Origin of the sequence: Nocardia higoensis NBRC 100133 (assembly GCF_000308595.1) — a bacterium.
GTDB lineage: Bacteria > Actinomycetota > Actinomycetes > Mycobacteriales > Mycobacteriaceae > Nocardia > Nocardia higoensis.
Genome location: NZ_BAGA01000086.1, coordinates 34536 through 58843, shown reverse-complemented (window position 1 = coordinate 58843; position 24308 = coordinate 34536). Strand labels below are relative to the sequence as shown.

Genomic DNA, 24308 nt, shown 5'->3' with positions numbered 1-24308 from the left:
TGCAGCAGGCCCATGCCGTGGGTGCGGCCGTGGGAGAGCTGCCCGCCGTGGGTGTTGATCGGGATCAGTCCGTCGCGGGCGATGTTGTGGCCGCCGTCGAGGAAATCCTTGGCCTCGCCGATCTTGCAGAAGCCGAGCGCCTCGATCCAGGACAGGCAGTTGAAGGTGAAGCCGTCGTAGAGTTCGGCGACGTCGACGTCCTCGGGGCGCAGGGTGGTGCGCGACCACAGGTGCGCGGCCGGGCCGAGGACCTGCGGTTCGTGGGTCAGGGTGCTCTGGTCCCATTCGATGCGCTCGATGATCTGCGTGCCCGCGGCCTCGACGAGGATCGGCGGCTGTGCCAGGTCGTCGACGGTGTCGACGGCGGAGACGATCACCGCGATCGCGCCGTCGCAGGGGACATCGCAGTCGTAGAGGCCGAAGGGGGTGGTGATCGGGCGGGCGTCGAGGTAGTCCCGCATGGTCATCGGGTCGCGATAGATCGCGGTCGGATTCAGGGCGGCGTTGGCGCGCTGGTTCAGCGCGATCCAGCCGAGTGTTTCGCGGGTGGTGCCGTAGCGGTGGAAGTGCCGTTGCGCGTTCTGGGCCAGGGTGTGGGCGGCCGAGGTCGCGCCGAAGGGGTGCATCCAGTTGGTGGTGCGCCCGCCGGAGGGCGTGATGCGCCCGGATTTCATCATCTCGGCGAAGGTCGATTCCCACAGCGTGCGGAAACACAGGACGTGGCGGGCCAATCCGGCCGAGACGGCCAGCATGGCGGCGATGACCGAGCCGCCGGGGCCGAAGGTCTCGATACCGCCGTTGTACCAGGTGGGCCGGATGTCGAGGGCGGCTTCGAGGGCGCCGATGCCGCCCTCGCCGAAGCCGCCGATATTGCCGCCGCCGGGATAGGAGGACAGACCGTCGATCTGATCCATCGTCAGGCCGGCGTCGGCGACCGCGCGCTCGCACGCCTCCACTGTCAGCTCCAGCGGGGGGACCATGAGCCTGCGGCCGAGCCTGGACATGCCGATGCCGGTGAGCGCGACGTCGTCCTCGAACTTCTTCTGCCGCACCATCGGGCGCACGTATTCGCCGAAGCGCTCGGGCGCGATCTCGTCGATCGGCAGGGCCGCGGGCTCGGGCTGTTCGGCGGTCGGCCGGAACAGCGGCAGCCAGACGTCGTCCTCCTGCTGGAAAACCACCTCGAGTCGCATGCCCAGCGCCAGGGCGTCCGGGGCGGCGTCGATGATGTTGGTGGTCAACCGGACTCGCGGATCCTCCACCAGCGCCACCTGTGCCACCACGTACGGCGGTGGCAGGCCGGGGAGGGCGAAGCGGTGGTTGACGGTGAAACCCGCCAGCGTCGCCTCGCCCGAGAGCGCACGAATGCCGAGGTCGTGACTACGGCAGTAGCGGCAGATCGGCTGTGGCGGGTGGATCAGCGCATCGCACGCACGGCAGCACTGCACGCGCAGTCGCCCGTCGGCGCCCGAGGTCCAGAAGAACTCGGTGTCCAGGGACAGTTGCGGTAGCGGCCTGCCGGGTTCCGGCTTGTCGGCTCGGGACATCGGGCACCTCTACTCGGTGATGGTGACGGCGCGTTCGGGGCAGGAGTGCGCGGCTTCGCGCGCCTGCTCGCGCTGGTCCTCGGGCACGTCCTCGTGCACCGGGGTCGAGTGTCCGTCGATGTCGCTGAGTTCGAACAGCTTCGGGGCGATCATCGCGCACAGGGTGTGACCCTGGCAGCGGCTCTGGTCGACGTGGACCTTCACGATGGCTCCTCTGGCGGGGGGTGATGTCGGACGGCGCGAGCCGGGTCAGGTGTTGCGTCCGCCGTTGACGCCGAGGATCTGGCCGGTGATGTAGCCGGCCTCCTCGGAGATGAGGAACGCGCACGCGGCGGCGATGTCCTCCGGCCTGCCGATGCGGCGCACGGGGGTGCGCTGGATGTGGTCCTCGACCGAGCCGCCGAGCTTGCGGGCCTGCTCGGAGCGGCGCAGCATCGGGGTGTCGATGAAGCCCGGCGGCACCGCGTTGACGGTGATGCCCGACGGGCCCAGTTCCAGCGCAAGCGATTTGGTGAGTCCGTTGACCGCCGACTTGGCCGCGACATAGTGCGACATGAACGGCTGGCCGGAGTGCGTGCTCGACGAGGAGATATTGACGATGCGGCCCCACTCGGCGGCCAGCATGTCCGGCAGGACCGCCTGGATGGTGTGGAACACGCCGTCGAGATTGACGTCGATGACCCGGCGCCATTCGGTGTAGTCGATGTTCGCGAAGCGCTTGAAGCCGTCGACGCCCGCCGCGTTGACCAGCACCGTGACCGGACCGAGCGCGGCGCGCACCGACTCGAGCGCGGCGGCGACCTGCTCCGGGTCCGAGACGTCGGCGCGGTAGGCGAACTCTTCCTCCGACGGCGGCGCGAGATCCAGTGTGGCGACGTGATATCCGTCGCTGCGCAGGCGTTGGGCGATGCCGAGTCCGATGCCGGACGCGCCTCCGGTGACCAGTGCGGTTTTCACGGCGGGGATCCCCTCTCCGGCCGACGACAGCCCGGCCGCGTTCGCTCGCAAGAACACTATTTGCGGAATGAGAGAACCGTACTCTCATACGATTGCAGGATGCAAGAGATGTGGGCGCGCGGCGGGTCGGCGGATCGTCGGATTCGGGATTGACGATGCCCGGCGCCGTGCGTAAAGGTAGCATTCTCCGAAATCGAGAATGTAATTTCCATGAGGCGAGGGAGACGGGATGTCGACGCAGGAACGGGCGGTAGCGGTGGCACGGCGGCTGCTGATCGACGGCCGGCTGGTGGAAACCGGTGCGACGCTGGCCTCGATCAACCCCGCCACCGGCGAGGTGTACGGCTACGCACCGGAAGCCGGTGTCGCCGAAGTGGATTCCGCCGTCGCTGCCGCCAGGCGTGCGTTCGACAGCACCGGCTGGTCGCGTGATCACGCCCTGCGAGCACGCTGCCTGCAGCAGCTCTACAAAGCCTTGCGCGACAACGTCGAGGAACTGCGCGAACTGACCATCGCCGAGGTCGGCGCGACCCGGATCCTCACCCACGGCAATCAGCTGGAGACGCCGTTCGAGATCGTCCGGTACTACGCCGAGCTGCTCGAAGGCTACGAGTGGAGCGAGGATCTCGGCCCGGTGGAGATTCGCGGGCAGAAGCATCAGCGCTGGGTGGAGAAGGAGGCCGCGGGCGTGGTCGCGGCGATCTCGGCCTACAACTATCCGCATCAGCTGGCGCTGGCGAAGCTCGCCCCGGCACTGGCGGCCGGCTGCACGGTGGTGCTCAAGGGTGCTCCCGACACGCCGCTGTCGACGCTCGCGCTGGGCGAGATCATCGCCGAGCACACCGATATCCCCGCGGGCGTGGTGAACGTGCTGGCATCCTCGGATGTGGCGACCGGCAGGCGGATGACCACCCATCCCGATGTCGACGTCGTGTCGTTCACCGGCTCGACGCCGGTCGGCAAGCAGATCATGGCGGCGGCCGGGCAGAGCCTGAAGAGGGTGTTCCTGGAACTCGGCGGCAAGTCCGCGCTGATCCTGCTCGACGACGCCGACTACCGGACCTCCGCGCAGTTCGCGGCGTTCAGCGTGGTGACCCACGCCGGTCAGGGCTGTGCCCTCACCACTCGGCTGCTGGTGCCGCGCGCCGATCACGACGAGATCGCCGCGCTCGTCGCGGCGAACTTCGCGCACGTCTCCTACGGTGATCCGGGCGATCCCAAGACCTACATGGGCCCGCTGATCAGCGAGCGGCAGCGCGACAAGGTCGACGCACTCGTGCGCCGGGCGGTCGCCGATGGCGCGACGCTGGTCACCGGCGGCGAGAAGATCGACCCGGGCTTCTTCTACACCCCGACGCTGCTGGCGAATGTCGACCCCGACAGCGAGATCGCGCAGGAAGAGGTCTTCGGGCCGGTACTGGCGATGATCCCCTACGACGACGTGGACGACGCGGTGCGCATCGCCAACAACTCGATCTACGGACTCTCCGGCGGAGTGTTCGGTGCCGACGCCGAGCGCGCCAGGTCGGTGGCCCGGCGCATCCGCACCGGCACGTTCAGCATCAACGGCGGCAACTACTTCCACCCCGACGCGCCCTTCGGCGGCTACAAGCAGTCCGGCATCGGCCGGGAGATGGGCCGGGCCGGGCTCGAGGAGTTCCTCGAATCCAAGACGCTCGCCGAAGTCGTCGGCTGAGGCGGACCGGGCGAGGACAGGAGGCGGCCATGCCGTGCGTGATCTCGATGGGAACCTATCTGCCGTGCTGGGGCAGTGCGCGCAGCCGGGTGCTCGGCGACGACGAGGACGCGGTCACCCTCGCGGTGCAGGCGGGCCGAGCGGCGGTGGCGGCCGGTGAGCCGGTCGAGCGGGTGGTGCTGGTCAGCCGGGATCTGCCGCTGACGGAGAGCAGCAATGCCGCTGTCCTGCTGGCCGGGCTCGGACTGGATCCCGAGCTGGAGGTGATCGAACGGCTCGGTGGCGCGCCCGCGGCGCTCGACGCGCTGAGTTCGGCGCGCCCGCGCACGCTGGTGATCGGCGTCGACACCGAGCCCGCGGGCGCGGCGGCGGCTTACGTCAGCGATCACGGTGGGGCGCAGGTCCGCACGGCGGCCAGGGTGACGCGCAGCCTGCCGGTGCGGACCCGCAACGCGGTGGGCGCGGTGCACGACTACGGCGATCCGCGGCTGCTGCGCGAACGCGGGCTGGTGGCTTCTCTGTCGGCGGCCTGGGTGGACACCCCGGTCGCGGTGGCGGGGGTGGACGAGAAGCAGGCCGCGGGCCTGTGCCGTAGCGAACCGCCACGGCTGCCGACCCTCGGTGCGAGTGCGGGCCTGTTCGCCCTGGCGTCGATGTCGGAGTGGGGCGCGGCGGGGCTGCTGGTGGGCGTGGAACAGGCGAATCTGTCAGGGATCTCGGTGGTGCCCGGGCCGGTCGAGGTGCGCCGGGTGGAACCGCCCGCGCGTCCGCTCCCGGAGGGGGACTTCCTTCCCGCCGCCGACCTGCCGATCTCGCTGGCGGCCTACGATCGTGCTTTCGAGGCCAAGGTCCGCTGGGAGGCGGGGCGTCACGAGGGCCGCGAGGAGCTGGACTTTCCGCCGCGCTATCGCCTGGCCGAGGACGGCACGCTGAGTACCGGCTACAACCTGGTGCCGCTGCCGCGCACCGGCACCGTGTACACCACCACGACGGTGCGAATCCCGGTGCCCGGATTGAAGACTCCGTATTCACTCGTCCTCGTCGAACTGGACGACGTGGGAGTGCGGGCGCTGGCACGGGTCACCGGCGCGGACCCGGGCGCGGTCGGGATCGGTGACCGGGGCCGGATGGTGTTGCGGCGGGTGGCGGTGCGCTCCGGGGTGCCCGACTACGGATACGCGTTCGAACCGGAGACGGAGGCGTCATGAGACGTGTGGCTGTCGTCGGCGCCGGGATGACCCCGTTCGCCGAGCATTTCGCCCTGGGGATCAAGGATCTGCTGCCGATGGCGTTCGCGGATTGTGCGGCGTCGGTGGACAAGGGGTTCCGGCTCGCCGATCTGGAGGCCGCCTGGTTCGGGGCGATGGGCACCACCGACGGATTCCCGGCCGGTGTGCTCGCCGATGCCCTCGGCCTGCCCGACCTGCCGGTGACCCATATCGAGAACTCCTGCGCGACGGGCAACGACGCGGTGCGTAACGCGCTCTACGCCATCGCGTCCGGCGCGGTGGATGTCGCCCTGGTGATCGGCGCGGACAAGCTGCGCGAGACCGCGCAGAAGGATCTGCTGGGGGAGTGGGAGTCGCTCAACCGGGACAAGACCTGGGATGTGCAGCTGGGCATGTTCGCCCCCGCAGGCTTCGCCCTGCATGTCAACCGCTATCTCTACGAATCACACGCCACCCGTGAGCATCTGGCGATGGTCGCGGTGAAGAACCACCGGCACGGGGCGCGCAATCCCAAAGCCAGACTACGGTTCGAGATCACCGTGGAGCAGGCCTTGTCCGCGCCCGTGGTGGCCGATCCGTTCGGCGTCTACGACTGCGTGCCCCAGAGTGATGGTGCCGCGGCATTGATCCTGGCGTCCGAAGACGTGGCCGACCGGTACACCGATCGTCCGGTGTGGGTGCGCGGCGTCGGGCTGGGGCTGGATTCGGTGATGTATCAGCACAAGCGGGACATGACGAGCTTCCCCGCGACCGTGCGGGCCGCCCGGCGCGCCTTCGGCATGGCCGGGCTGCTGCCCTCGGACATCGATGTCGCCGAGGTGCACGACTATTTCACCGGCATCGAGCTGATGAGTTACGAGGACCTGGGCTTCGCCGATCGATTCGAAGCCCGCAAGTTGCTCGAGACCGGGGCGACCTCGGTGGGCGGTGCGCTGCCGGTGAACCCGAGCGGCGGGCTCAAGAGCAAAGGGCATCCGCCGGGGGCGACCGGCGTGGCGCAGTGCGTGGAGCTGTTCGAGCAGTTGCGCGGGCAGGCGTCGAATCAGGTCGACGGAGCGCGGATCGGTCTGGCGCACAATCTCGGCGGTCCGACAGCGGTGGCCGCCGTGACGATTCTCGAGGGGCCGGGCCGATGACACGGGCGAGAGCGCCGATCTGCGCCGGAGAACAGCGACGGGTCGCCCTGGTGACCGGTGCGGCCAGGGGCATCGGGGCCGCGACGGTGCTCGGGCTGGCCGCACGGGGCTGGTCGGTGCTCGCGGTGGACTGTGTCGCCGACGAGCCGGTGCTGCGCTACCCCATGGCCACACCCGCCGACCTCACCGAAGTGGCCACTCGCGCGGGTGGATCGGTGAGCAGACGCGGCGCGGTCCGGTCCTTCGTCGCCGATGTGCGCGATCCGGACGCCCTGCGCGCAGCGGTGGAGTTCGCCGTAGGCACTTGGGGTGGGCTCGACGCCGCGATATCGGCGGCAGGCGTCATCGCAGGCGGGATGCCGTTGTGGGAGATGCCGGCCGAACAGGAACGCGCCGTGCTCGATATCTGCCTGGGTGGGGTCTCGAATCTGGCGCGCGCCGCCATTCCCGCTCTGCTGGCCCGCCCGGTTCCGCGCTCCGGCCGCTTTCTCGCGGTCTCGTCCGCCGCGGCCATCGAGGGCGTGCCGATGCTGGCCTCCTATTGCGCGGCCAATGCGGGGATCGTCGGCATGGTCCGCGCGCTGGCCGCCGAGCTCGGCGGCACCGGCATCACCGCCAACGCGGTCGGCCCGGGTGCGACCGCGACGACCATCCTCACCGAATGCGCCAGGCTCTACCGGGAGTCCGGGGGCGATCGGCGTGGGCTTCCGCGTACCGGCCGGGTGCTCGATCCCGCCGAGGTCGCCGCGGTGCTGGCCTTCCTGGCCGGGCCCGACAGCGGCGCCGTCACCGGCAGCGTCATCGCCGCGGACGGCGGCCTGAGCGCCCCGATGCACAGTGTGGGCGCCGGGTACGGGCCCGGGGCGGGCGTTTCGGCCTGACGGCTCACGGCGAGCAGGCCGACGACCTCGCGCGAAGGCCCGCCGGTGTCGTGCGCGGAGGCTGCTCATGATGCGGAAAGCCATTGCACCACTTAACGTTCCACAGGAGACGTTGGGAGGTGAGCCGATATCGGATTCCGTGGCTCAGGTTTTCGGAGGGCCGGCTCCGGGCAGGAACCGCCCGCGGCCGCAGGGGAGGTCACCGCGGGCAGCCGCCCGGATCGCGGCACGCTGCTGGCGGTCCAACGCCGTACCGCGCGCCTGCAGCCGTTCACACTGTCGGAGTTCGGCCGCATCATCTCCGTGGTGAGCAAGGTTCCGATCCGCATCGCGGCCAGCGCCGAACTGCCGCCGGCCGTGGCGGGCAGATGGTTGCGCACCGAGTCGGGCGATGTCATCGAATACGATGCCGGGCTGCCGGAGATCGCTCGCATCAATACCGTGCTGCACGAGGCCGGTCATATCCTGTTCGGCCACGACACCGTCGAGCACAGGGTCGACAGCGGTCGGGCGTTGTGTTCGGTCATCGGTCCCGAAGCGATCGGCCACTTCGCCCACATCCGATATCGGTCGGCATACGACACGAGTTGTGAACGGGAGGCCGAGACCTTTGCCCGGCGGACCCTGCGCACCATTCTGTGGAGCGACATCGGGACCGGGGCATCCGCGGAACTGCGGGCTGGGTTGGGGTTTCCCCGGACCAGAATCGGATAGCCGATGGCGCAGTTCGTCGCGGTCGTGGCGGTCCTCATCCTGGCAGGGGTGTTCGCACTGTCGCGGCAACTCGCGTTGCAGGGCGCCCGCGCGCAGCGGACACCGCTGAGCATCCTGGTCATGATCGCGCTGAGCTACCTGCTGCTCACGCCGCCGGCCGAGGCCGCGTTCGCGGCGGTTCGGATGAATTCGGCCTACCTGCTCAGTCACCTGTGTGTGCTGGCCGCCGTCGCGACCACCACGCTGTACTGGAGGCGAACGCTTTCGCCCGTGGCGCCTGGTCATCTGCGGCCGATGGTGATCGTCGTGTTCTACTGTTCGGCCGCGGCCGTGCTGGTGGCGCTGTTCGTCGCATCGCCGCAGCAACCGTACGGGGCGGGGTTCGCCCGGGAGTTCGCCGGGAAGCCGTGGATGCAGCTCTACTGGATCATCCAAGCGGTGGTGATGATCCCCGCGTTGGTCACTCTGGCCGGGGTGGCGGTGCGCGCCCGGAGGCAGGAGCGCAAGTGGCGGCGGGGGCTGATGAGCGCACTCGCCGGTGCCGCCTCGATGCTGACCGCGTATGAGATGTGGGTGATCGTCGTCGCGGTCACCTGGCCCGCGATGCCGCCGCAGTGGGCGCAATATCTGACGACTGCGCTACAACTGGGGATGAGCACGCTGCTGGTCGTCGGGGCGACCGGTCCGGTCACGCTCGGCACGCTTCGCAGCACGCGTCTGGCCCGTTCGTATGCCGGGCAGCTCGCGCCGCTGCACGAATGGCTGACCGGGCGCTATCCGCAGGTGCGTTTCCGCGCGCCGATGAGCAGACGGGCCGAAACCCGTGTGACCGACATGTTGATCGAAGTCAGTGACGGTTTGCGCTTGCTGCAACGGGCGGATCCGGCGACGGCAGCGGTGCACGGACTCGATCACGACACGATCGTCGCCGCAGCCGGCGGCGATTTCCGGCACGCCGCCTATGAACTCGCCGCGGCGCGACTGTTCCGCACCCCTCCGGCCCGGATTCGGGCTCCCGATGTCGATGCGACCGATCGTGCGGTGTGGTCATCGGGCGCGGTGGTCGCGGAACCGGTACCAGGTTCGCAACAGCGGGGCGATGGATCGCTGGATCCGGATTCCGAATCGGAACAGCCGTCCTCGCGGATCGGGAAGCATTCCGAACTGCCTACCGAGGTCGAGAAGGTCGAAGGTGCTCGTCCATCGGCACAGCAGACCATCGCGTAGTTCGTAGAGATCGATGCCGTGGTTGTCGAATCGTCGTCCGGTCGGCGCGATGCCCAACGGCGAGCAACCGCCGCCCATGTCTCCGGCGAAGGTGCCGCGCATGCGCCAGGGAATCGCTACCCCGGTTCCGGCGATCGCCAGATGCGGGGTGCCCGCGATCTCCCATCGCACGTCGGGAAACGCGCGCAAAAGCGTTGTGACGGCTTCCCGCAGTTCGGATCTGCCGACGGCCGGCTGCCCGCACAGCCCGGGGTCCTCGAGCACGACGTCATCGGTCATGAGAGCGAGCACGGCTTCGATGTCGTAGTGGTCCCACGCGGTGATCCAGCGGCTGAGCCAGTCTCGCCACACCAGCGCTTGCGCCTGGGCGTCCTCGGTGAACGCCGTGGCCAGGGCGGGTAGTGCGCACGCCAGTTCGGCAGAAGTCATGCCCGAAACCAATGTCGGCTCGAGGTCGGCCGTCTCCGTGCTCATCGTCGGTCCCTCCGATTGCTTCATCGAACGCCGCCTATTGCGCCGTGCCACAGCATAATCTGTATGCTGTGGCACGGCAACGGGTTCATCGTGTGACAGCTGTCGCCAGCGTGAGAGATACCGCCAGGAGGAACAGTGTCGGACGAGCGCGGCAGGGCGGGCGTGATCGGCGGCGGAATCGCCGGATTGGGCTCGGCCATCGCGCTGCGAGCTGCGGGCTGGGATGTCACCGTCTACGAACAGGCGCAGCGGTTCACCGAGGTCGGCGCGGCCATCTTTCTGGCGGAGAACGCTTTACGTGCGATGGATGTGCTCGGTGTCGGGGATCGCGTGCGCGAATACGCGGTCGGTAGTCGTCCGTGCACGGTTCGCAACGAACGCGGACGAGTGCTGATCGAAGCGCACCTCGACGATTTCGTCGGCAACCTCGTCGCGATCCACCGTGCCGACCTGATCGCGATACTTCAGGCCGCCGTGCCCCCGGACTGCGTGCGCTTGGGCGCGCGCGTGGAATACGTGGACGCGGAGGGCTGGGTGCGCACCAGCTCCGGCGAGGCCTCCCGATACGACCTCGTCGTCGCCGCGGACGGTGTTCACAGTAGGGTTCGGCAGCTGTTGTGGCCGCGATCCGGCCCGGCCCGCACGACGCGGATCACCTCCTGGCGGTGGATACTCGACACTCCGGCATCGGAGGGCATCGGCTTCGTCTGGGGCACAGGCGCGGAGTGTGGCGTGATTCCGATGGCAGGCGACCGGACGGTCGTGTATGCCGCAGCCCGGGACGGTTTCGCCTCGCTGGAGTACTTCTCTGATTGGCCCGACCCCGTTCCTGCGCTGATCGCGGCAGGCCGTGACCGGATGGTCTGCCACGAATTGCTCGAGGTGGCCGTACCGCGTCGCCTCTGGCACGGGCGGGTGGCCTTGGTCGGGGACGCGGGGCACGCGATGATCCCGACTCTCGGGCAGGGGGCGTGTCAGGCACTCGAGGATGCGGTGGTGCTGGCCGGGTACGCGCCGGATCTACGCCGGTATTCGGTCGCCCGACGCAATCGCACCGTGGTCATGGGCGCGCTCGCCCGGCACGGGATGTTGCTGACAGGGCCGCATTCGGCCGCGGTAGCGGCGCTGCGGGACACCGTCCTGTCCGCGACGCCCGATGCTGTGACATTGCGCCTGCTGCGGCTCGGGAGCGCGCGGGCGATCGGTCGATGGCGGCCGCCTATCGAGGGGTCAGGACGGTCTTTCCGGTAGGTCGGGCGGGTCGGCGGGAAGGCCCTCCTGCACGCGAAGGAACTTGAGGTAGTCGATGAGGGAGGCCAGGGATTGCTGTGACAGGTCCATGGCGCGGAACGCGACGGCCTGGAGGTCCGGCGCCGTGCTCAGCCGCAGGTATTCGATCTCCTGCCTGCCTTGCTGCCAGGCCTGCTCGTCGGTGAAGAACCGGATGTCCACGCCGAAGGCTGCGGCCAGGCCTGCGGCGTGCTTGAGGGACGGGTTCTGCTTGAGCCCCGACCGCAGCTGGGATACGTAGACGGCGGAGATGGGATACCCGGCTTCTGTTGCGCGGCGCGCGATTTCGTCGGCGGTGTAGCGGCGGCCGTCGGGGTTCGGCATCGTGCGGAACAGGTACTCGAGCCGGTCGGAGAAGGCGCCGTCGGCCATATCGCACTCCTTGCTGACTCGGGTCGCGCTCCGCGGAGTTCGATGCTTCCAGGAGACCGAAATGCTACCGCGCAGCGATTTGTGAGCTGAAACACAGTGTAGGAAAACCTCCGCACATATGCTGTGGCATAAGAGCTATGCTGTGGCATAACAGATCGAGAGGCGGGACCGTGACATACGCGAAGTCCTGCGCCGGGGGTGCCACATGACTGTTCAGTTCCGGGACGAGACGCAAGGGGGCGTCGACAACGCCCACATCGCCGAGATCTGCCGCCACGATCCGATGCTGGCGCGCTCGGTGCACCACGGAATGGGCCGGATCGAGACCCTGCTGCTGGCATCGTTGTCCGAAGGCGAGGACTTCCTCGCCGAGCCGGCCATGCACCTGTTCAAGTCGGGAGGAAAGCGGTTCCGTCCCTTGGTGACCACGTTGGGTGCGCACTTCGGTGAGCGGCCGGCCGACGAGAGTGTGATCGCTGCGGCTGCCGCCGTCGAGATGCTGCATCTCGCGACGCTGCATCACGACGACGTCATGGACGAGAGTGTGACCCGCCGGGGCGTCCCGACCGTCAGTACCCGCTGGTCGAACACGGTCGCCATTCTCTCCGGCGACTATCTCATCGCCCGTGCCGGACACCTGCTGCTCGGTCACGCCGAACACGTCAGCGCGCTGGAGAAGATGTACGAGACGGTGACGATGCTGGTCACCGGGCAGATGCGGGAGGCATCGCGCGCGGACGGCTGCTACGACTCCCAGATATACCTACGCACAGTCCAGGAGAAGACCGCCTCGTTGATCAGCTTGTCGGCCTGGCTCGGCGCGACCTCGGCCGGAGCGCCGCCGGAGACCGTCGACACCCTCGAGCGCGTCGGTGATCTGCTCGGCGTTGTCTTCCAGATCGCCGACGACATCATCGATCTCACCGTCCCGACCCACCGGCTCGGCAAGCCCCAGGGCCTCGACTTGCGCCAAGGTGTCGCCACACTGCCGGTCATCTATGCGCTCGACGAGGACACGCCTGCTGCCCGCGATCTCGCCGCGCTGCTCGCCGAGCCTTTCGACGACGACGAAACGACGCGGCGCGCAATAGATCTGATCCGGCATACGGACGGCTTGGTGCGGGCCGAAGCGACTATGGCGGCACATATCGAGCAGGCACATGCGCTGCTGGAAGGCATGGCCCCCGGGCCTGTGCGCACCGCGCTCGGGCGCCTGTTCACATTCATCGCAACCCGAACCTGCTGACGAAAGCGGAGCGAATGAAGAAGTACGACATCGCGGTCGTCGGCGGCGGTCCCGCCGGAGCGGCGGCCGCCTGGCAAGCGGCGACCGCGGGCGCCTCGGTGATCTGCGTGGACAAGGCCGAGTTCCCGCGCGACAAGCCGTGCGGCGACGGGCTGACGCCACGTGGCCTGAGCATGCTCGAACGGATGGGCTTGCGCGACGAACTCGAACGCTTCTACGCCATCGAATACGTCAAGATCCGCGGGAACAGCAGTTGGCAGGTGCAGTGGCCGCACCGGGCGGGGATTCCCGACTTCGCCCGCACCGCTCGCAGGCTCGACCTGGACGCCATGCTCCTCGAGCACGCCGCAGGCGCGGGCGCACAGATCCGGCAGTGCTGCGAGGCGCTCGCACCGGTGGTCGATGCCGACCTCGTCACCGGAATCGAGGTCAGAAGCAGTGCGGGCACCGAGGTGATCCGCGCCGATGTCGTGATCGCCGCCGACGGCGCGTACTCGCCGATCAAGAAGAAACTCGGCCTGCGCACCAGGATCACCGGCACCACCGCGGTCGCCGTACGTGCGGAGATGCCCGCGCAGCGCCCGGCCGATCCGTGTTTCGAGGTGCACATGCCGTTACGGCCGAACGATCGTCCGATCCCGGGATACGGCTGGGTCTTCCCGCTCGGCGACGGCCGGATCAATGTCGGGGTCGGCTATCTGACCACCTTCCGGCAGTGGCGTCAGACCAATCTCGCCGCCGTCCTGGGCGAGTTCATGGCGACCCTGCCGCCGATGTGGCGTCTGCCGGAACTCGACGAACTGCGCCGCGCGAAAGCGATCCAGGCCTGGCGACTTCCGATGGGCTTCACCCAGTGGCCGCCGTGGCGACCGGGCCTGCTGCTCGCCGGCGATGCGGCCGGTGCGATCAAGCCCTCCAGCGGAGGCGGAATCTCCAAAGCGCTGGAGACCGGTATGGAGGCCTCGTTGTGTGCTGTCGAGGCGCTCGGCGGTAAGGGCCCCCGGGATCTGGCGAATTATCAGCGCGTTCTGCGTAGGCGGTACGGCGCGCAGTACGCGGCCGCCCGCCTCGGCTACCGGATCGGGGGGAATCCGTTCATGGTCGGTCTCGCCTTCGGGATGTTCGATCATTCGTGGTTCCGGAGGCTGGCGGTGGGTGCGCTGTACGGGCCGTCCGCGGTTGCGGGCTACACGGACGGTGACGTCGAGTTGCCCGCGGACGGCGCTGGTCCGGCCCGGCGGATCGCGGGGTGACATGGTCGGCGTAGCCCTTGCCCGCACCGCCGCCGGGATGCGATTCAATCTGTCGCGCAACGAGATTCCCTATCGGCCGCTGCCGGGCGTGCGGGCGGCGGTAGAAGCGCAGATAGACCACCTCGCCTGCTATCCGGATCCACTGGCCCGCGAGCTGGGTGCGGCGATCGCGGCGGATCTCGGTGTCGCCGAGACGTGCGTCCTGCCCGGGCACGGCAGTACGGGTGCGCTGATCACCGTGCTGCGCGCGGTCCGGCGGCCGGAGGCGACGGTGGCGTTCGCGACGCCAGGCTTCACCGGCTACGGCGCGATCGTCCGTGCCGCGGGAGCTGACCCGCGGCCGGTCGCGGGGCGCCGGGGCGGCTGGCAGCCGCTGGACGCGATGGCGGCTGCGGTGCGCGCGGACCGGAACACTGTCGCCGTCATTCTGACCTCGCCGCACAACCCCAGCGGGGAAGTGGTGCGGGCGGCCGAGCTGGAAGCGTTCGTGCGGATGGTGCCGCCGACGGTGCTGGTGATCCTGGACGAGGCATATCTGGACTTCGACGAGGGATACGAACCGGCCGCGATCCTGGCGGCGACCTCGCGCCACCCCAATCTCGTGCTGACCAGATCGTTCTCCAAGGCGCACGGTCTGGCCGCACTGCGCGTCGGATATGCCGTCGGGCAGCCGGACTTCCTGCGCACGGCGCGCGCGGAAATGGTCGCGTACGACATCGGGTCGTCGGCCTCCCTCGCCGCCATCGCATCACTGCGGCATCCACGGGAACTCGCCGAGCGAGTCGCCGAAGTGCGCGCGGTGCGCGACACGTTACTCACGGTGGTCCGGCGGTCGGGATATCCGGCGCCCGCCTCCTTCGGCAATTTCGTCTGGTTGCCGACCGTTGGCACGGCGCCCCTGTCGGCCGCCTTCGCCGCCCGGGGCGTCTCGGTCTGTGAGTACCCGGCCCTCGGTATCCGGATCACCGCGGCCACCGCGCAATCCGTCGCGGCGGTGTCGGGCGTACTGGAGGCGTTCGCCGCCGAACAAGGGGCAACCGGATGAGTGTGCCCGAATCCGTTGCCGCCGATGCACTCACCGAATATCAACTGCACCCGGCGCGGATGTCCTTCGACAACTTCCTGGCGTTGCCGCTGACCGAGCGGATCTGGCTTGCCCGTCGCTCCGGTGACGGCAGCTCGCGCATGCGCGCACGTGACCGCGCACGCATCTTCCTCGCCTTCTCCCGACCGCGCACCTGCGTCCCCATGGTCTTCGCCTTCCAGTTGGGTCTGCAGTTCGCCGGCATCGGCCAGAGCCTGCACGCCACGCTCGGGGCGACCGCCTTCTTCGCGATCGGAATGATCGCCAATCTGTTCAATATCTACTCCGACATCGGCGAGGACAGCGCGAATATGCCGATGCGGGTCTACCACCTGATCGGCTACGGCCGGACGCGTCTGCTGTGGCACACCACCGCGCTCTGTGTACTGACCTTGGCCACGGCGGCTTTTGCCGGTCCACTGTTCCTCGGCGTGATTGTCCTCGCGCTCGTCGGTGCGCACCAGTACTCGCTGCGGCCACTGCGGCTCAAGGAGCGGCCTGTGCTCGGAATCCTGTTGTTCGCCACCGTCGTCGCCTATCCCTTCGGTGCGATCGTGGCGTTGGCGCCGGATGTGTGGTCCCGGGTCACCGATCCGGCGTTCATTCTCGCCTGCCTGTACCTGCTGGTGTGGTTCTGCGCCAAGGGCCTGGTCAAGAACGTGCCCGACTTCGCAGGCGACGCCGATGTCCGGCTGGCCACCTCGGCGACGGTATGGGGCTCGAGAACCCGCGCGGCGCGGGGAGCGGCCGTCGTCACGGTGGCGGTGTACGCGGGCATCGCGCTACCGGTCATCGCGGGCGCCTTCCCGGTTCGGGTCCTGTTCGCGCTGTTGTGGCTGCCGCTGATCATCTGGCAGGGAGTGCGGCTGATCCGGGCCGAGTCCATGAGCGAAGGCAACGAAGTCCTGCGCACGGACATGCTGATATCCACCGGATTCCTCGCCTCGCTGATCCTGCTCGTCGAGCCGACGCCTGCCGGCCTCGTGGTCGTCGCACTAGGGGCCGCGTTGACCGTGGCCGCGGACCTGCTGCGGCTGGACAGTCGCACCGAGGAGGACTCCATCTCATGAGAAGGCTCGACCACATTCCCGGGCCACCGGGTCCGCCCCTGGTCGGTTCCCTGATTTCGTACTCGCGCGACCGCGGCACGTTCCTGCGGGAGACGCTGCACCGGTACGGCGATGTCTGCCGGGTCCGGCTGCCCGTGCGCGACGCCGTGTTGGTCGGCCATCCCGAGGACGCCGCGACGTATCTCAACGACACCTCCGGCCGCTTCCAGAAGATCGGCTACCGGCTGCCCCTGCACAACCTCGTCGGTGGTGTGGCCTTTCAGGAGGGCGCGCGTTTCCGGGAAAAGCGCAGCTCGATGGCCTCTCTGTTCGCCGGCGCCGCCCTCACCCGGACGTTCGGCCGGATAGCCGACACCGTCGACGCGCGCGTGGATGCCGAGATCGACGCGGCCCGCGACAAGGACATCGTCGATCTGCAACAGGTGATGGCCCGGTTGCTGCTGACCGGCATGCTGGCGGCGTTGTTCACCGACCCGCTGCCGCCCGCACAGGTCGCGGTGGTCGATCAGGGTCTGCGGCAGGCGACATCGGTGTTCGGCTTCATCCGGTTGACCGGTGACCTCCCGAATCTGCTGCGCGGTCCGAATCGCACCCGGCCCGATGCCTTCCTGCGGCTCTACCGCATCGTCTCGGCCCGGGTGCGCCGCCGTCGTACCGAGCGGGGCGACTACGACGACCTGCTGTCGGCGACGCTGAACGCGCACTCGCGCGACGGTTCACGCGCCGATGACCTGAACATCACCAACGAGCTCGTACTGTTGCTGTCTACCTCGTACGGCGCGATGACCGCGGCCATGGCACACACCTTCGCCCGGGTGCTGGCCGACCGAGAAGCGTTGTCGCGGTTGTACGACGAGTGTGCGGTTCTCGACTTCACCGACCGGACCCTGGCGTCGGTGCGCGCGATGCGCTGGGCCAGGGCATGTTTCGAGGAGTCACTGCGTCTGCAGGGCAGCGCGCCCCTGGTCCGCATCGCCGCCGAGCCGTCCACGGCCCGTGGATACCTGGTTCCGGCGGGAGTGCCGCTGGTTTTCCCGGTCGCGGTCATTCACCGTGATCCTCGCTGGTGGCCGGAGCCCGATCGGTTCGACCCCGCGCGCTTCCACGATCCGGCGTCGACGGGTGGGCGGTCCGCGTTGGTCTACCTGCCTTTCGGGGCAGGGCCGCACCGATGCCTGGCATCCCAGCTCGTCTACGCGCTGGCGCCGTACCTGCTGGCGACCGTCCTGCGACGCTTCCGGCCCGAGCTGCCCGGCGGCTGGTCGATGCGCGAGCGATCGGCCTTGGCGCCGGTCCTCGAAGGCGGTCTGCCGGTGCGGATCCCATGACAGAATCTCGCAGGAGGAACACGACTGTGCGCGATGCTTCCGACGCGCTCGCGGTGCGGCTGCTCATCTACGGCCGATTGATCTCCGAGGCCGTCTGCACATTCGCCGCTCTCGGTCTGCCCGAGCAGATCGCCGAGTCGCCATGCCGAGTAGATGATCTCGCGGTCCGCTGCGGGCTCGTCGCGCCTCGGCTCACGGACTTGCTGCGCCTGCTGGCTTCCTGCGGATTGGTGAGTCTCGAGGGCGACCAGGTCGAACTCACCGATCGCGGGCGCTACCTGTGTGCCGACCGGCCCGGTTCGGCGCTGCCCACCGCACTGCTGGTGCGCGAACGCGTCGGCCGCGCGTGGGACGGGCTCGAAGGTACCCTCCGCACCGGCCGACCGGCCTTCGACTCCCGATACGGCCGAACCTTTTTCGAGGAGATCGACGGCGACATACGGCTGCGCGCGATCTTCGATGATTCCCAGGCGCGCGGCCTCGAGCTCGAACTCGACGGTATCGCCGATCTGGTGGCCACGCGTGGTTGCACCCGCGTCATCGACATCGGCGGCGGCGACGGATTCCTGCTCGCCCAGCTGCTGCGGCGCCTGCCCACCCTGACCGGGGTGCTGCTGGATCGCCCGGTGGCGGTCCAGCGGGCGCGAACACGCTTTGCCGGGCACGGGCTGGATTCGCGGTGCGAATGCGTCGTCGGGGACTTCTTCGATCCGCTGGACCTGACGCTCGGTCCGGATGACCTGGTGGTCATGCGGCACATCTGCCACGACTGGGATGACGCGGCCTGTACCACTGTCCTCACCCGCTGTCGAGAAGTCCTGGTGCCGGGTGCGCGCCTGGCTTTGATCGAGCACGGCTTCGACGGACCCGAGCCGGAGTCCGATACAGCGGAGCAGCTGATGTCGTCGGTCATGAACCTCTACATGGCGACAGTGACCTCCGGCCGTGAACGCACTCTCGCCGACTTCGAGAAGTTGCATGCCGCCGCCGGTCTGACCGTCGCCGGCGTCACCCGCATCGGCGGCAGCTGTGTCATCGAGTCGACGGCGGGCGGACTGGAGAGCGGCGGATGAGCTACCGGCTGTGTGAACCCGACCCCGAGGTGGCCGCCCGGATCTCGCGCTGGCTTGTCGAGCGGATCGGCAGTCCCCACCCTGAACTCGGCCGCGAAGGACCGATCTGCCCGTTCGCCGTCGCGGCTCACAGGTCCGGAACTCTGATGGTCCTCGAACATCGATGGCAGGGCCCGCACGAGCTCGGCCGGATGGTGGATCTCGTTCTCGAGATTTCCGATCGGTTCCGTGCCTGGCAGGCTCGCTCACACGATGAGCTCGGCGCCTTGGTGGTGGTGGTCACCGGGCTGCCCAGCACCCACTGGCGGCTGATCGACGAGGCCCACCGGCAGGCCAAACCTCGCGTCGTCGCGACGGGAATCATGGTGGGGCAGTTCCACCCGGAGTGCCCGGAGCCGTCGGTGCACAATCGTCGCCTCGCGGTCAACACCGCACCACTCCCACTCTTCGCGGTCCGGCACATGGCACTGCACGACATCCTGTTCCTGCGCGAGGACCCGGACTGGTTCGCGCAATACCGGCGACGGTTCGGCCATCGCTTCGACGGTGATCGGCGCACCACCGCAGCTCTGCGCGAGGTATACGAGCAAGCCCGCGTGCGATACAGCCCACCGCCGCCCCGAGCGCGCGAGTTCGTCCAGAAGGAGGCGTCGTGGAAGTCGAGCTGATCGATGTGGTCCGCGAATACCGGATCGGCGGCCAGACGGTGCGTGCCCTCGATGGTGTGAACCTGCGATTGCCTGCCTCGGAATTCGTCGCGCTCGTCGGCCCGTCCGGCGCGGGGAAGAGCACCTTGCTGCATATTCTGGGCGCACTCGATTCACCGACATCGGGGCAAGTGCTGGTCGGCGGCGCCGATATCAGCTATCGCACCGATGCCCAGCAGGCCGACTTCCGTTTGCGCACCGTCGGATTCGTCTTCCAGGACTTCAACCTGATGCCGACGCTGTCGGCCTGGGAGAATGTCGCGCTACCGAAGATGCTGGCAGGCAGGCGGATCAGCCGCGCCCGCACCGAGGCGGTCAGGCTGCTCGAGCTGGTGGGACTCGGCGAGCGTGCCGCCCACCGACCGGCCGAATTGTCCGGCGGACAGATGCAGCGCGTGGCGATCGCCCGCGCCCTCATGATGGACCCGCCGCTGATCCTCGCCGACGAGCCGACCGGAAATCTCGACAGCCGAACCGGTGCGGCGATTCTGGACCTGCTCGGCGACCTGGCCCACAGCGGTGAGTCGGCCCGACTGGTCGTTCTCGTCACTCACGACCACGCCGCTGCGGCGCGTACCGACCGGATCATCACGCTCATGGACGGCAGGGTCACCTCCGATACCGGAGCGCCTGCCGCGGAGGCACGATGATCGGCGGGGGCATCAGCCGTCTGCGGGTACTCACCTGGCGTGATGTCACCGCGCACGGTGGGCGCACTGTAGCGCTCGTCGGAGTACTCGGGGTGGCCGCGGCATTGGTGGTGGCCGTGGTCGCCACCTATTCGTCGCTGATCGGTTCGGCGCGCGCGCTCGATCGCAGTATCGCGGGCGACTCGGACCTGGCGGTGCTCGGCTTCGCCGACACCGGCTTCGACATGCGGCTGCGCGACGAGATCGCCGGTGTGCCGGGTGTGCGGGCGGCGGTGCCGTTGTTGCAACGCACCGTCGCCGAACCCGACCCGGTCACGATCATCGGCGTCGATCCCTCGCTGGCGCAGTTGAGGTCCCCTTTGCAGGCCGCGCTGATGTCGCAGTTGCGGTTGGCCCCGGGGCTGCTGACTGCCGGTGACGCCGTCGTCGTCGGCGCCCAGATGAATGTGGCGGTAGGACAGCGCTTCCGGTTCCAGGATCACGAAGCGACCGTCGCGGCGGTCGTGCCCGCGCAATTCGCCGCCCGCGTCAACGGGGGCCATTTCGTCATCGCTCCGTTGCTGTCGGCGCAAAAGATCTCCGGCCGTACCGGTCAGGTCGACGCGGTATACGTCGTCGCCGACGACGGCGCCGACCTCGACGATCTCCGGACTCGAATCGCCGCGGCGATCGACAACCGAGCGCTCGTCACCTCCGGCGATCTGCACTCCGAACAGGTGCGCAACGCGCTCATCCTCACCCGCAGCGTCACGCTGCTGGTGGCCGCCGTGTCGTTCGTCGTGGCAGCGTTCCTGATGTTCAACGCCACGACGATGGCCGTGTCGCAACGCCGCCCCATGATCGCCATGCTGCGGGCAGTCGGGGCCCGGCGCCGGCTGGTGGTCTCGGATCTACTGGTGGAGGCGACGCTGACGGGAGTGGCCGCCGCCGTGATCGGCATACCGCTGGGGCTGCTGCTCGCACACTGGGCCATCGATCGGACGCCCGCCTTCCTGCTGCAGATCGTCTCGGCGCGATTGGAGTTCGAGTTCTCGCCGTGGATGTATCCGGCCGTGGCGGCGATCTGCATCGTGACTTCGGTGGCAGCCTCGTTGATCGCCGCCCATCAAGTCGCGCGGACAGCGCCGAGCGAGGCGCTGAGGACCGCGTCCATCGCTCCCGGCGAGCCGATCCCGGTTCGCCTGCGATGCTGGGCATTTCTCGTGGCGCTGGTCTGCATGGCGCTCACGCCCGTGATAGCGACGCGGGTCGGCGATCTGTTCGTTGTCTCGGCCGTCGCCGTGCTCACCTGCGGATTGCTCGCGCTGGGGTTGGCCGCGGCGGGGCCGATCGTCGCGATCGCGGGCTGGTTCGGCCGTTGGGCCGGACCGTCGGGACGGATGGCCGCCGCATCGATCCATCGTGCGCCCCGGCGCACCTGGGCCACGGCGATGACCGTCGGGATCGCGGTCACCATCGGCATCGCTGTCAACGGAGCTCTCGGGGATCTGGTGCAGTCGGCGAGCGGCACCTTCGATCCGTTGCGCCGCACCGACCTGCTGATAACCGTCGCTGGTCAGGAGGGATTCCCGACCACGATCCTGCCCCGGACCTGGGAAGAACGGGTACGTGCCGGCCAGGGAGTCGCGGAGGTGGCGGGCGGTCAGTGGGCGTACGTCACCCTCGGCGAGCATCGGGTGCAGGTGGCCGGGCTCACCGAAGGTACCGCCAATATCGCCGACTTGTTGCCCCCGCAGGTACGTGCCGACGTGCTGGCCGGACGCGGCGTGGTCGTTTCCCGCCTACTGGCCGACCGGCTCGGTGTCTCGGTCGGCTCGGAGATCACCGTCGGTACGCCGACCGGCACACGCGAGTCCGTCGTGCTCGGCGAATTCGGATACCTGTCGGTCGATGCGGGTGTGATCGCCATGGATCTCGACGCCATGCGGGAGTGGTTCGACCGGCCCGGCTCCAGCTACTTGTCGGTGACGCTCGCGTCCGGCACGGACAGTTCCGCCGTACGCGCCGGCCTACAGAGCGCACTGGGGACCGAGGCGAAAATCTCCACAGGAGAGGACGCCTACGCCTACAGCTTGTTCAACATCGATCAGGCCGGAATCTTCGCGGTCGGTCTGCAATGGATAGTCGCCTTGCTCGCTTCGTTCGCGGTGATGAACACACTGCTGCTCGCGGTCGTCCAGCGTCGCAGGGAGATCGGTGTGCTTCGGGCGATGGGCGCCGGTCGGCCGTTCATCGGCCGACTGATTCTTGTCGAGGCCCTCGCCGTGGCCGTTGTCGGTGGTGGCATGGGGCTGATCGGTGGTGCGGTCGTGCACCTGCTGGCCGATCGGGTGCTGAGCGTGCTGACCGGGATCGAGGTGCTCTACGAACTCGACCTGGTCGCGTTGTGGTCGACGGTGATCGCGGTGCTGGTGTGTATCGCGGGCGCGGTTCCGCCCGCGATCCGTGCCGCCCGTCTCGATGTCATCGCGGCTGTCGCCGCGGAGTGAGTGCCGTTCGGAAGGAAAGCCGAGGAACTCGGGGTCGCGATGCCGATCGGGCGAGTGCCGGCAGGAAGGTTGGTCCACATGCGAGCAGGACCGGAGTCTGTCGCTCAACGGCTCTCGGTGCTGTGCCGGGTCGGCGGTCCACATGATCTGCGGACGCTGCGGTCTGACGAACTCGGCCTGCTGGCGGCCGAGATCAGGCAGTTCCTGGTCGAGAAGATGTCGGCGAGCGGAGGCCATCTCGGGCCGAATCTGGGCGTGGTCGAACTGACGATCGCCCTCCACAGGGTCTTCGAATCACCCACGGATCCGATGATCTTCGACACCGGGCACCAGTCCTGTGTACACAAGATCGTGACCGGGCGCCGCGAGGGTTTCGACCGATTGCGCGCCCGCGGCGGACTTTCCGGGTACCCGTGCCGGGCCGAGAGCGAGCACGACTGGACCGAATCCTCGCACGCTTCGGCCGCGTTGTCCTATGCCGACGGACTGGCCAAGTCGTTCGCGCTGCGGGGCGAACACGACAGGTGCGTGGTGGCGGTGGTGGGGGATGGGGCATTGACCGGCGGAATGTGCTGGGAGGCGTTGAACAACATCGCCACCGGAGTGAAGCGACGCATCGTTGTCGTCGTCAACGACAACGGACGCTCATACGGGCCCACCGTCGGCGGGCCCACCGAGCCCTTGTTCACCGCGCTCGGACTGGATTACCTCGGCCCCGTCGACGGCCACGACATCAGCGCGCTGGAAGCCGCTCTGTCGCAAGCGAAAGCGGCCTACCGCCCGGTCGTCGTCCATACGATCACCGAGAAGGGCCGCGGATTCCCGCCCGCGGAAGCCGACGACTCCGATCGGATGCATGGGCGCGGACCATTCGATCCACACACCGGTGAGCCGGTCGGCTCCACCGTCGCGCAGACCTGGACGACACTGTTCGCCGAAGAACTCGTCGTGCACGCCGAGCGACGAACGGAGATCGTCGCGATCTCCGCGGCGATGGCCGGGCCGACCGGGCTGGCCGCTCTCGCCGCCCGATTCCCCGACCGCGTGTTCGATGTGGGTATCGCAGAGCAGCATGCGTTGACCTCTGCCGCGGGCCTTGCGCTCGGCGGATTGCACCCGGTGGTGGCGCTGTACTCGACCTTCCTCAACCGTGCCTTCGACCAGTTGCTCATGGATGTCGCCTTGCTGAACCTACCGGTGACGATCGTGCTCGACCGCGCGGGAATCACCGGGCCGGACGGTCCCAGTCATCACGGAGTCTGGGATCTGGCATTGCTTGCGATCGTCCCGCGTATTCGGGTAGCCGCTCCCCGGGATGCCGCATCGCTGCGTAGCGAGTTCGCCGAAGCCCTCGCGATCTCCGACGGCCCCACCGCGATCCGATACCCGACCGGAGCGGTGGGGGCCCCGATCCCGGCGGTTCGGCACTACAACGGGATCGATGTCCTGTACCAGCCGGAGCGAGCCGAATCCGATTCCCCGGCCGGTGCGGTGCTGCTCGTCGCGGTGGGTTCGGTGGCCGCCGTTGCCGTCGCCGCGGCACTACAGTCGGCGCGGAACGGGGTCGATGTGACGGTGGTCGATCCTCGATGGGTATTGCCGGTTCCGGATGCGCTGGTGGCACTCGGCCGTGCGTACCGGCTCGTCGTCACGGTCGAAGACGGTCTGGCCCACAGCGGGGTCGGCGCGGCGGTGGCGGCGAAGTTTCGTGCGGCCGATCTGGATGTGCCGGTGCGTGGCATCGGCGTCCCCGCCGGATTTCTCGAGCACGGAACCCGCGCGGAGATGCTCGCAGATGTCGGCTTGGAGCCGACGGCGATCGCCGGCGACATCGCGACCTGGCTGGCAGCCGTCGACTGGCGTCTCGGCCGAGGGTGAACACTGT

General features: G+C 68.6%; 21 protein-coding genes. 16 read left to right on the top strand and 5 right to left on the bottom strand.

The window, feature by feature from the left end:
* The 3 genes from ON26_RS15745 to ON26_RS15735 all read right to left on the bottom strand — a co-directional run.
* A partial coding sequence (locus tag ON26_RS15745) for a thiolase C-terminal domain-containing protein (protein WP_040796898.1) occupies positions 1–1547 on the bottom strand: 1547 nt, incomplete at its 3' end.
* A 9-nt stretch (positions 1548–1556) separates the two neighbouring features.
* Positions 1557–1751: a ferredoxin gene (locus ON26_RS15740; RefSeq protein WP_040796897.1), complete on the bottom strand. Its 195-nt coding sequence runs from the start codon at positions 1749–1751 to the stop codon at positions 1557–1559.
* 45 nt (positions 1752–1796) lie between these two features.
* Positions 1797–2504, bottom strand: a complete 708-nt coding sequence (locus ON26_RS15735; protein WP_040796911.1) for an SDR family NAD(P)-dependent oxidoreductase — start codon at positions 2502–2504, stop codon at positions 1797–1799.
* A gap of 229 nt (positions 2505–2733) precedes the next feature.
* On the opposite strand from ON26_RS15735, the gene ON26_RS15730 reads away from it, so the two are divergent.
* The 5 genes from ON26_RS15730 (at position 2734) to ON26_RS15710 (ending at position 8160) form a co-directional block, all read left to right on the top strand.
* Positions 2734–4200 (top strand): aldehyde dehydrogenase family protein, encoded by a 1467-nt coding sequence (locus tag ON26_RS15730; RefSeq protein ID WP_040796896.1) that lies wholly within the window; start codon positions 2734–2736, stop codon positions 4198–4200.
* A gap of 29 nt (positions 4201–4229) precedes the next feature.
* Positions 4230–5408, top strand: coding sequence for an OB-fold domain-containing protein (locus ON26_RS15725; RefSeq protein WP_040796895.1), 1179 nt, complete (start codon positions 4230–4232; stop codon positions 5406–5408).
* Entirely contained in the window at positions 5405–6565 is a 1161-nt protein-coding gene (locus tag ON26_RS15720) for a thiolase family protein (RefSeq protein ID WP_040796894.1), read from the top strand. The genes ON26_RS15725 and ON26_RS15720 overlap by 4 nt, the downstream gene beginning before the upstream one ends.
* Positions 6562–7446, top strand: a complete 885-nt coding sequence (locus tag ON26_RS15715) for a mycofactocin-coupled SDR family oxidoreductase (RefSeq protein ID WP_051027113.1) — start codon at positions 6562–6564, stop codon at positions 7444–7446. Before ON26_RS15720 ends, ON26_RS15715 begins: the two co-directional genes overlap by 4 nt.
* A 306-nt stretch (positions 7447–7752) precedes the next feature.
* Positions 7753–8160 (top strand): hypothetical protein, encoded by a 408-nt coding sequence (locus ON26_RS15710; RefSeq protein ID WP_157171915.1) that lies wholly within the window; start codon positions 7753–7755, stop codon positions 8158–8160.
* Between the two features lie 1047 nt (positions 8161–9207).
* On the opposite strand, the gene ON26_RS32320 is transcribed toward ON26_RS15710, so the two are convergent.
* Positions 9208–9861, bottom strand: a complete 654-nt coding sequence (locus ON26_RS32320) for an ester cyclase (protein WP_157171914.1) — start codon at positions 9859–9861, stop codon at positions 9208–9210.
* A 135-nt stretch (positions 9862–9996) separates the two neighbouring features.
* Here ON26_RS32320 and ON26_RS15700 point away from each other — a divergent pair, with 135 nt between their 5' ends.
* Complete coding sequence (locus tag ON26_RS15700) at positions 9997–11112, top strand: FAD-dependent monooxygenase (protein ID WP_157171913.1); 1116 nt, start codon at positions 9997–9999, stop codon at positions 11110–11112.
* Here the strand turns inward: ON26_RS15700 and ON26_RS15695 are convergent.
* A complete protein-coding gene (locus tag ON26_RS15695; RefSeq protein WP_040796890.1) occupies positions 11092–11523 on the bottom strand; it encodes a helix-turn-helix domain-containing protein in 432 nt (143 codons plus the stop codon). The genes ON26_RS15700 and ON26_RS15695 overlap by 21 nt on opposite strands.
* Before the next feature lie 205 nt (positions 11524–11728).
* On the opposite strand from ON26_RS15695, the gene ON26_RS15690 reads away from it, so the two are divergent.
* From ON26_RS15690 to ON26_RS15645, 10 genes are all read left to right on the top strand, one after another.
* On the top strand, positions 11729–12769 hold the full coding sequence (locus tag ON26_RS15690) for a polyprenyl synthetase family protein (protein WP_040796889.1): 1041 nt from the start codon (positions 11729–11731) through the stop codon (positions 12767–12769).
* Positions 12770–12783: 14 nt separating this feature from the next.
* Entirely contained in the window at positions 12784–14022 is a 1239-nt protein-coding gene (locus ON26_RS15685; protein WP_051027112.1) for an NAD(P)/FAD-dependent oxidoreductase, read from the top strand.
* A 1-nt stretch (position 14023) separates the two neighbouring features.
* Positions 14024–15067 carry a pyridoxal phosphate-dependent aminotransferase gene (locus ON26_RS15680; protein WP_051027111.1) on the top strand — a complete coding sequence of 348 codons (1044 nt, stop codon included), beginning with the start codon at positions 14024–14026 and terminating at the stop codon, positions 15065–15067.
* A complete protein-coding gene (locus tag ON26_RS15675) occupies positions 15064–16176 on the top strand; it encodes a UbiA family prenyltransferase (RefSeq protein WP_040796888.1) in 1113 nt (370 codons plus the stop codon). The genes ON26_RS15680 and ON26_RS15675 overlap by 4 nt, the downstream gene beginning before the upstream one ends.
* Positions 16173–17504, top strand: coding sequence for a cytochrome P450 (locus ON26_RS15670; protein WP_040796887.1), 1332 nt, complete (start codon positions 16173–16175; stop codon positions 17502–17504). The genes ON26_RS15675 and ON26_RS15670 overlap by 4 nt, the downstream gene beginning before the upstream one ends.
* Before the next feature lie 26 nt (positions 17505–17530).
* Positions 17531–18577 carry a methyltransferase gene (locus ON26_RS15665; protein ID WP_051027110.1) on the top strand — a complete coding sequence of 349 codons (1047 nt, stop codon included), beginning with the start codon at positions 17531–17533 and terminating at the stop codon, positions 18575–18577.
* Positions 18574–19245 carry a DUF6875 domain-containing protein gene (locus ON26_RS31650; RefSeq protein WP_051027109.1) on the top strand — a complete coding sequence of 224 codons (672 nt, stop codon included), beginning with the start codon at positions 18574–18576 and terminating at the stop codon, positions 19243–19245. The genes ON26_RS15665 and ON26_RS31650 overlap by 4 nt, the downstream gene beginning before the upstream one ends.
* On the top strand, positions 19230–19934 hold the full coding sequence (locus ON26_RS15655) for an ABC transporter ATP-binding protein (protein WP_040796886.1): 705 nt from the start codon (positions 19230–19232) through the stop codon (positions 19932–19934). The genes ON26_RS31650 and ON26_RS15655 overlap by 16 nt, the downstream gene beginning before the upstream one ends.
* Positions 19931–22423 carry an ABC transporter permease gene (locus ON26_RS15650; RefSeq protein ID WP_040796885.1) on the top strand — a complete coding sequence of 831 codons (2493 nt, stop codon included), beginning with the start codon at positions 19931–19933 and terminating at the stop codon, positions 22421–22423. The genes ON26_RS15655 and ON26_RS15650 overlap by 4 nt, the downstream gene beginning before the upstream one ends.
* 78 nt (positions 22424–22501) lie before the next feature.
* The gene (locus ON26_RS15645) at positions 22502–24301 is read left to right on the top strand and encodes a 1-deoxy-D-xylulose-5-phosphate synthase (protein ID WP_051027118.1); all 1800 of its coding nucleotides are present in this window, start codon (positions 22502–22504) and stop codon (positions 24299–24301) included.
* The last annotated feature ends 7 nt before the right edge of the window (positions 24302–24308 follow it).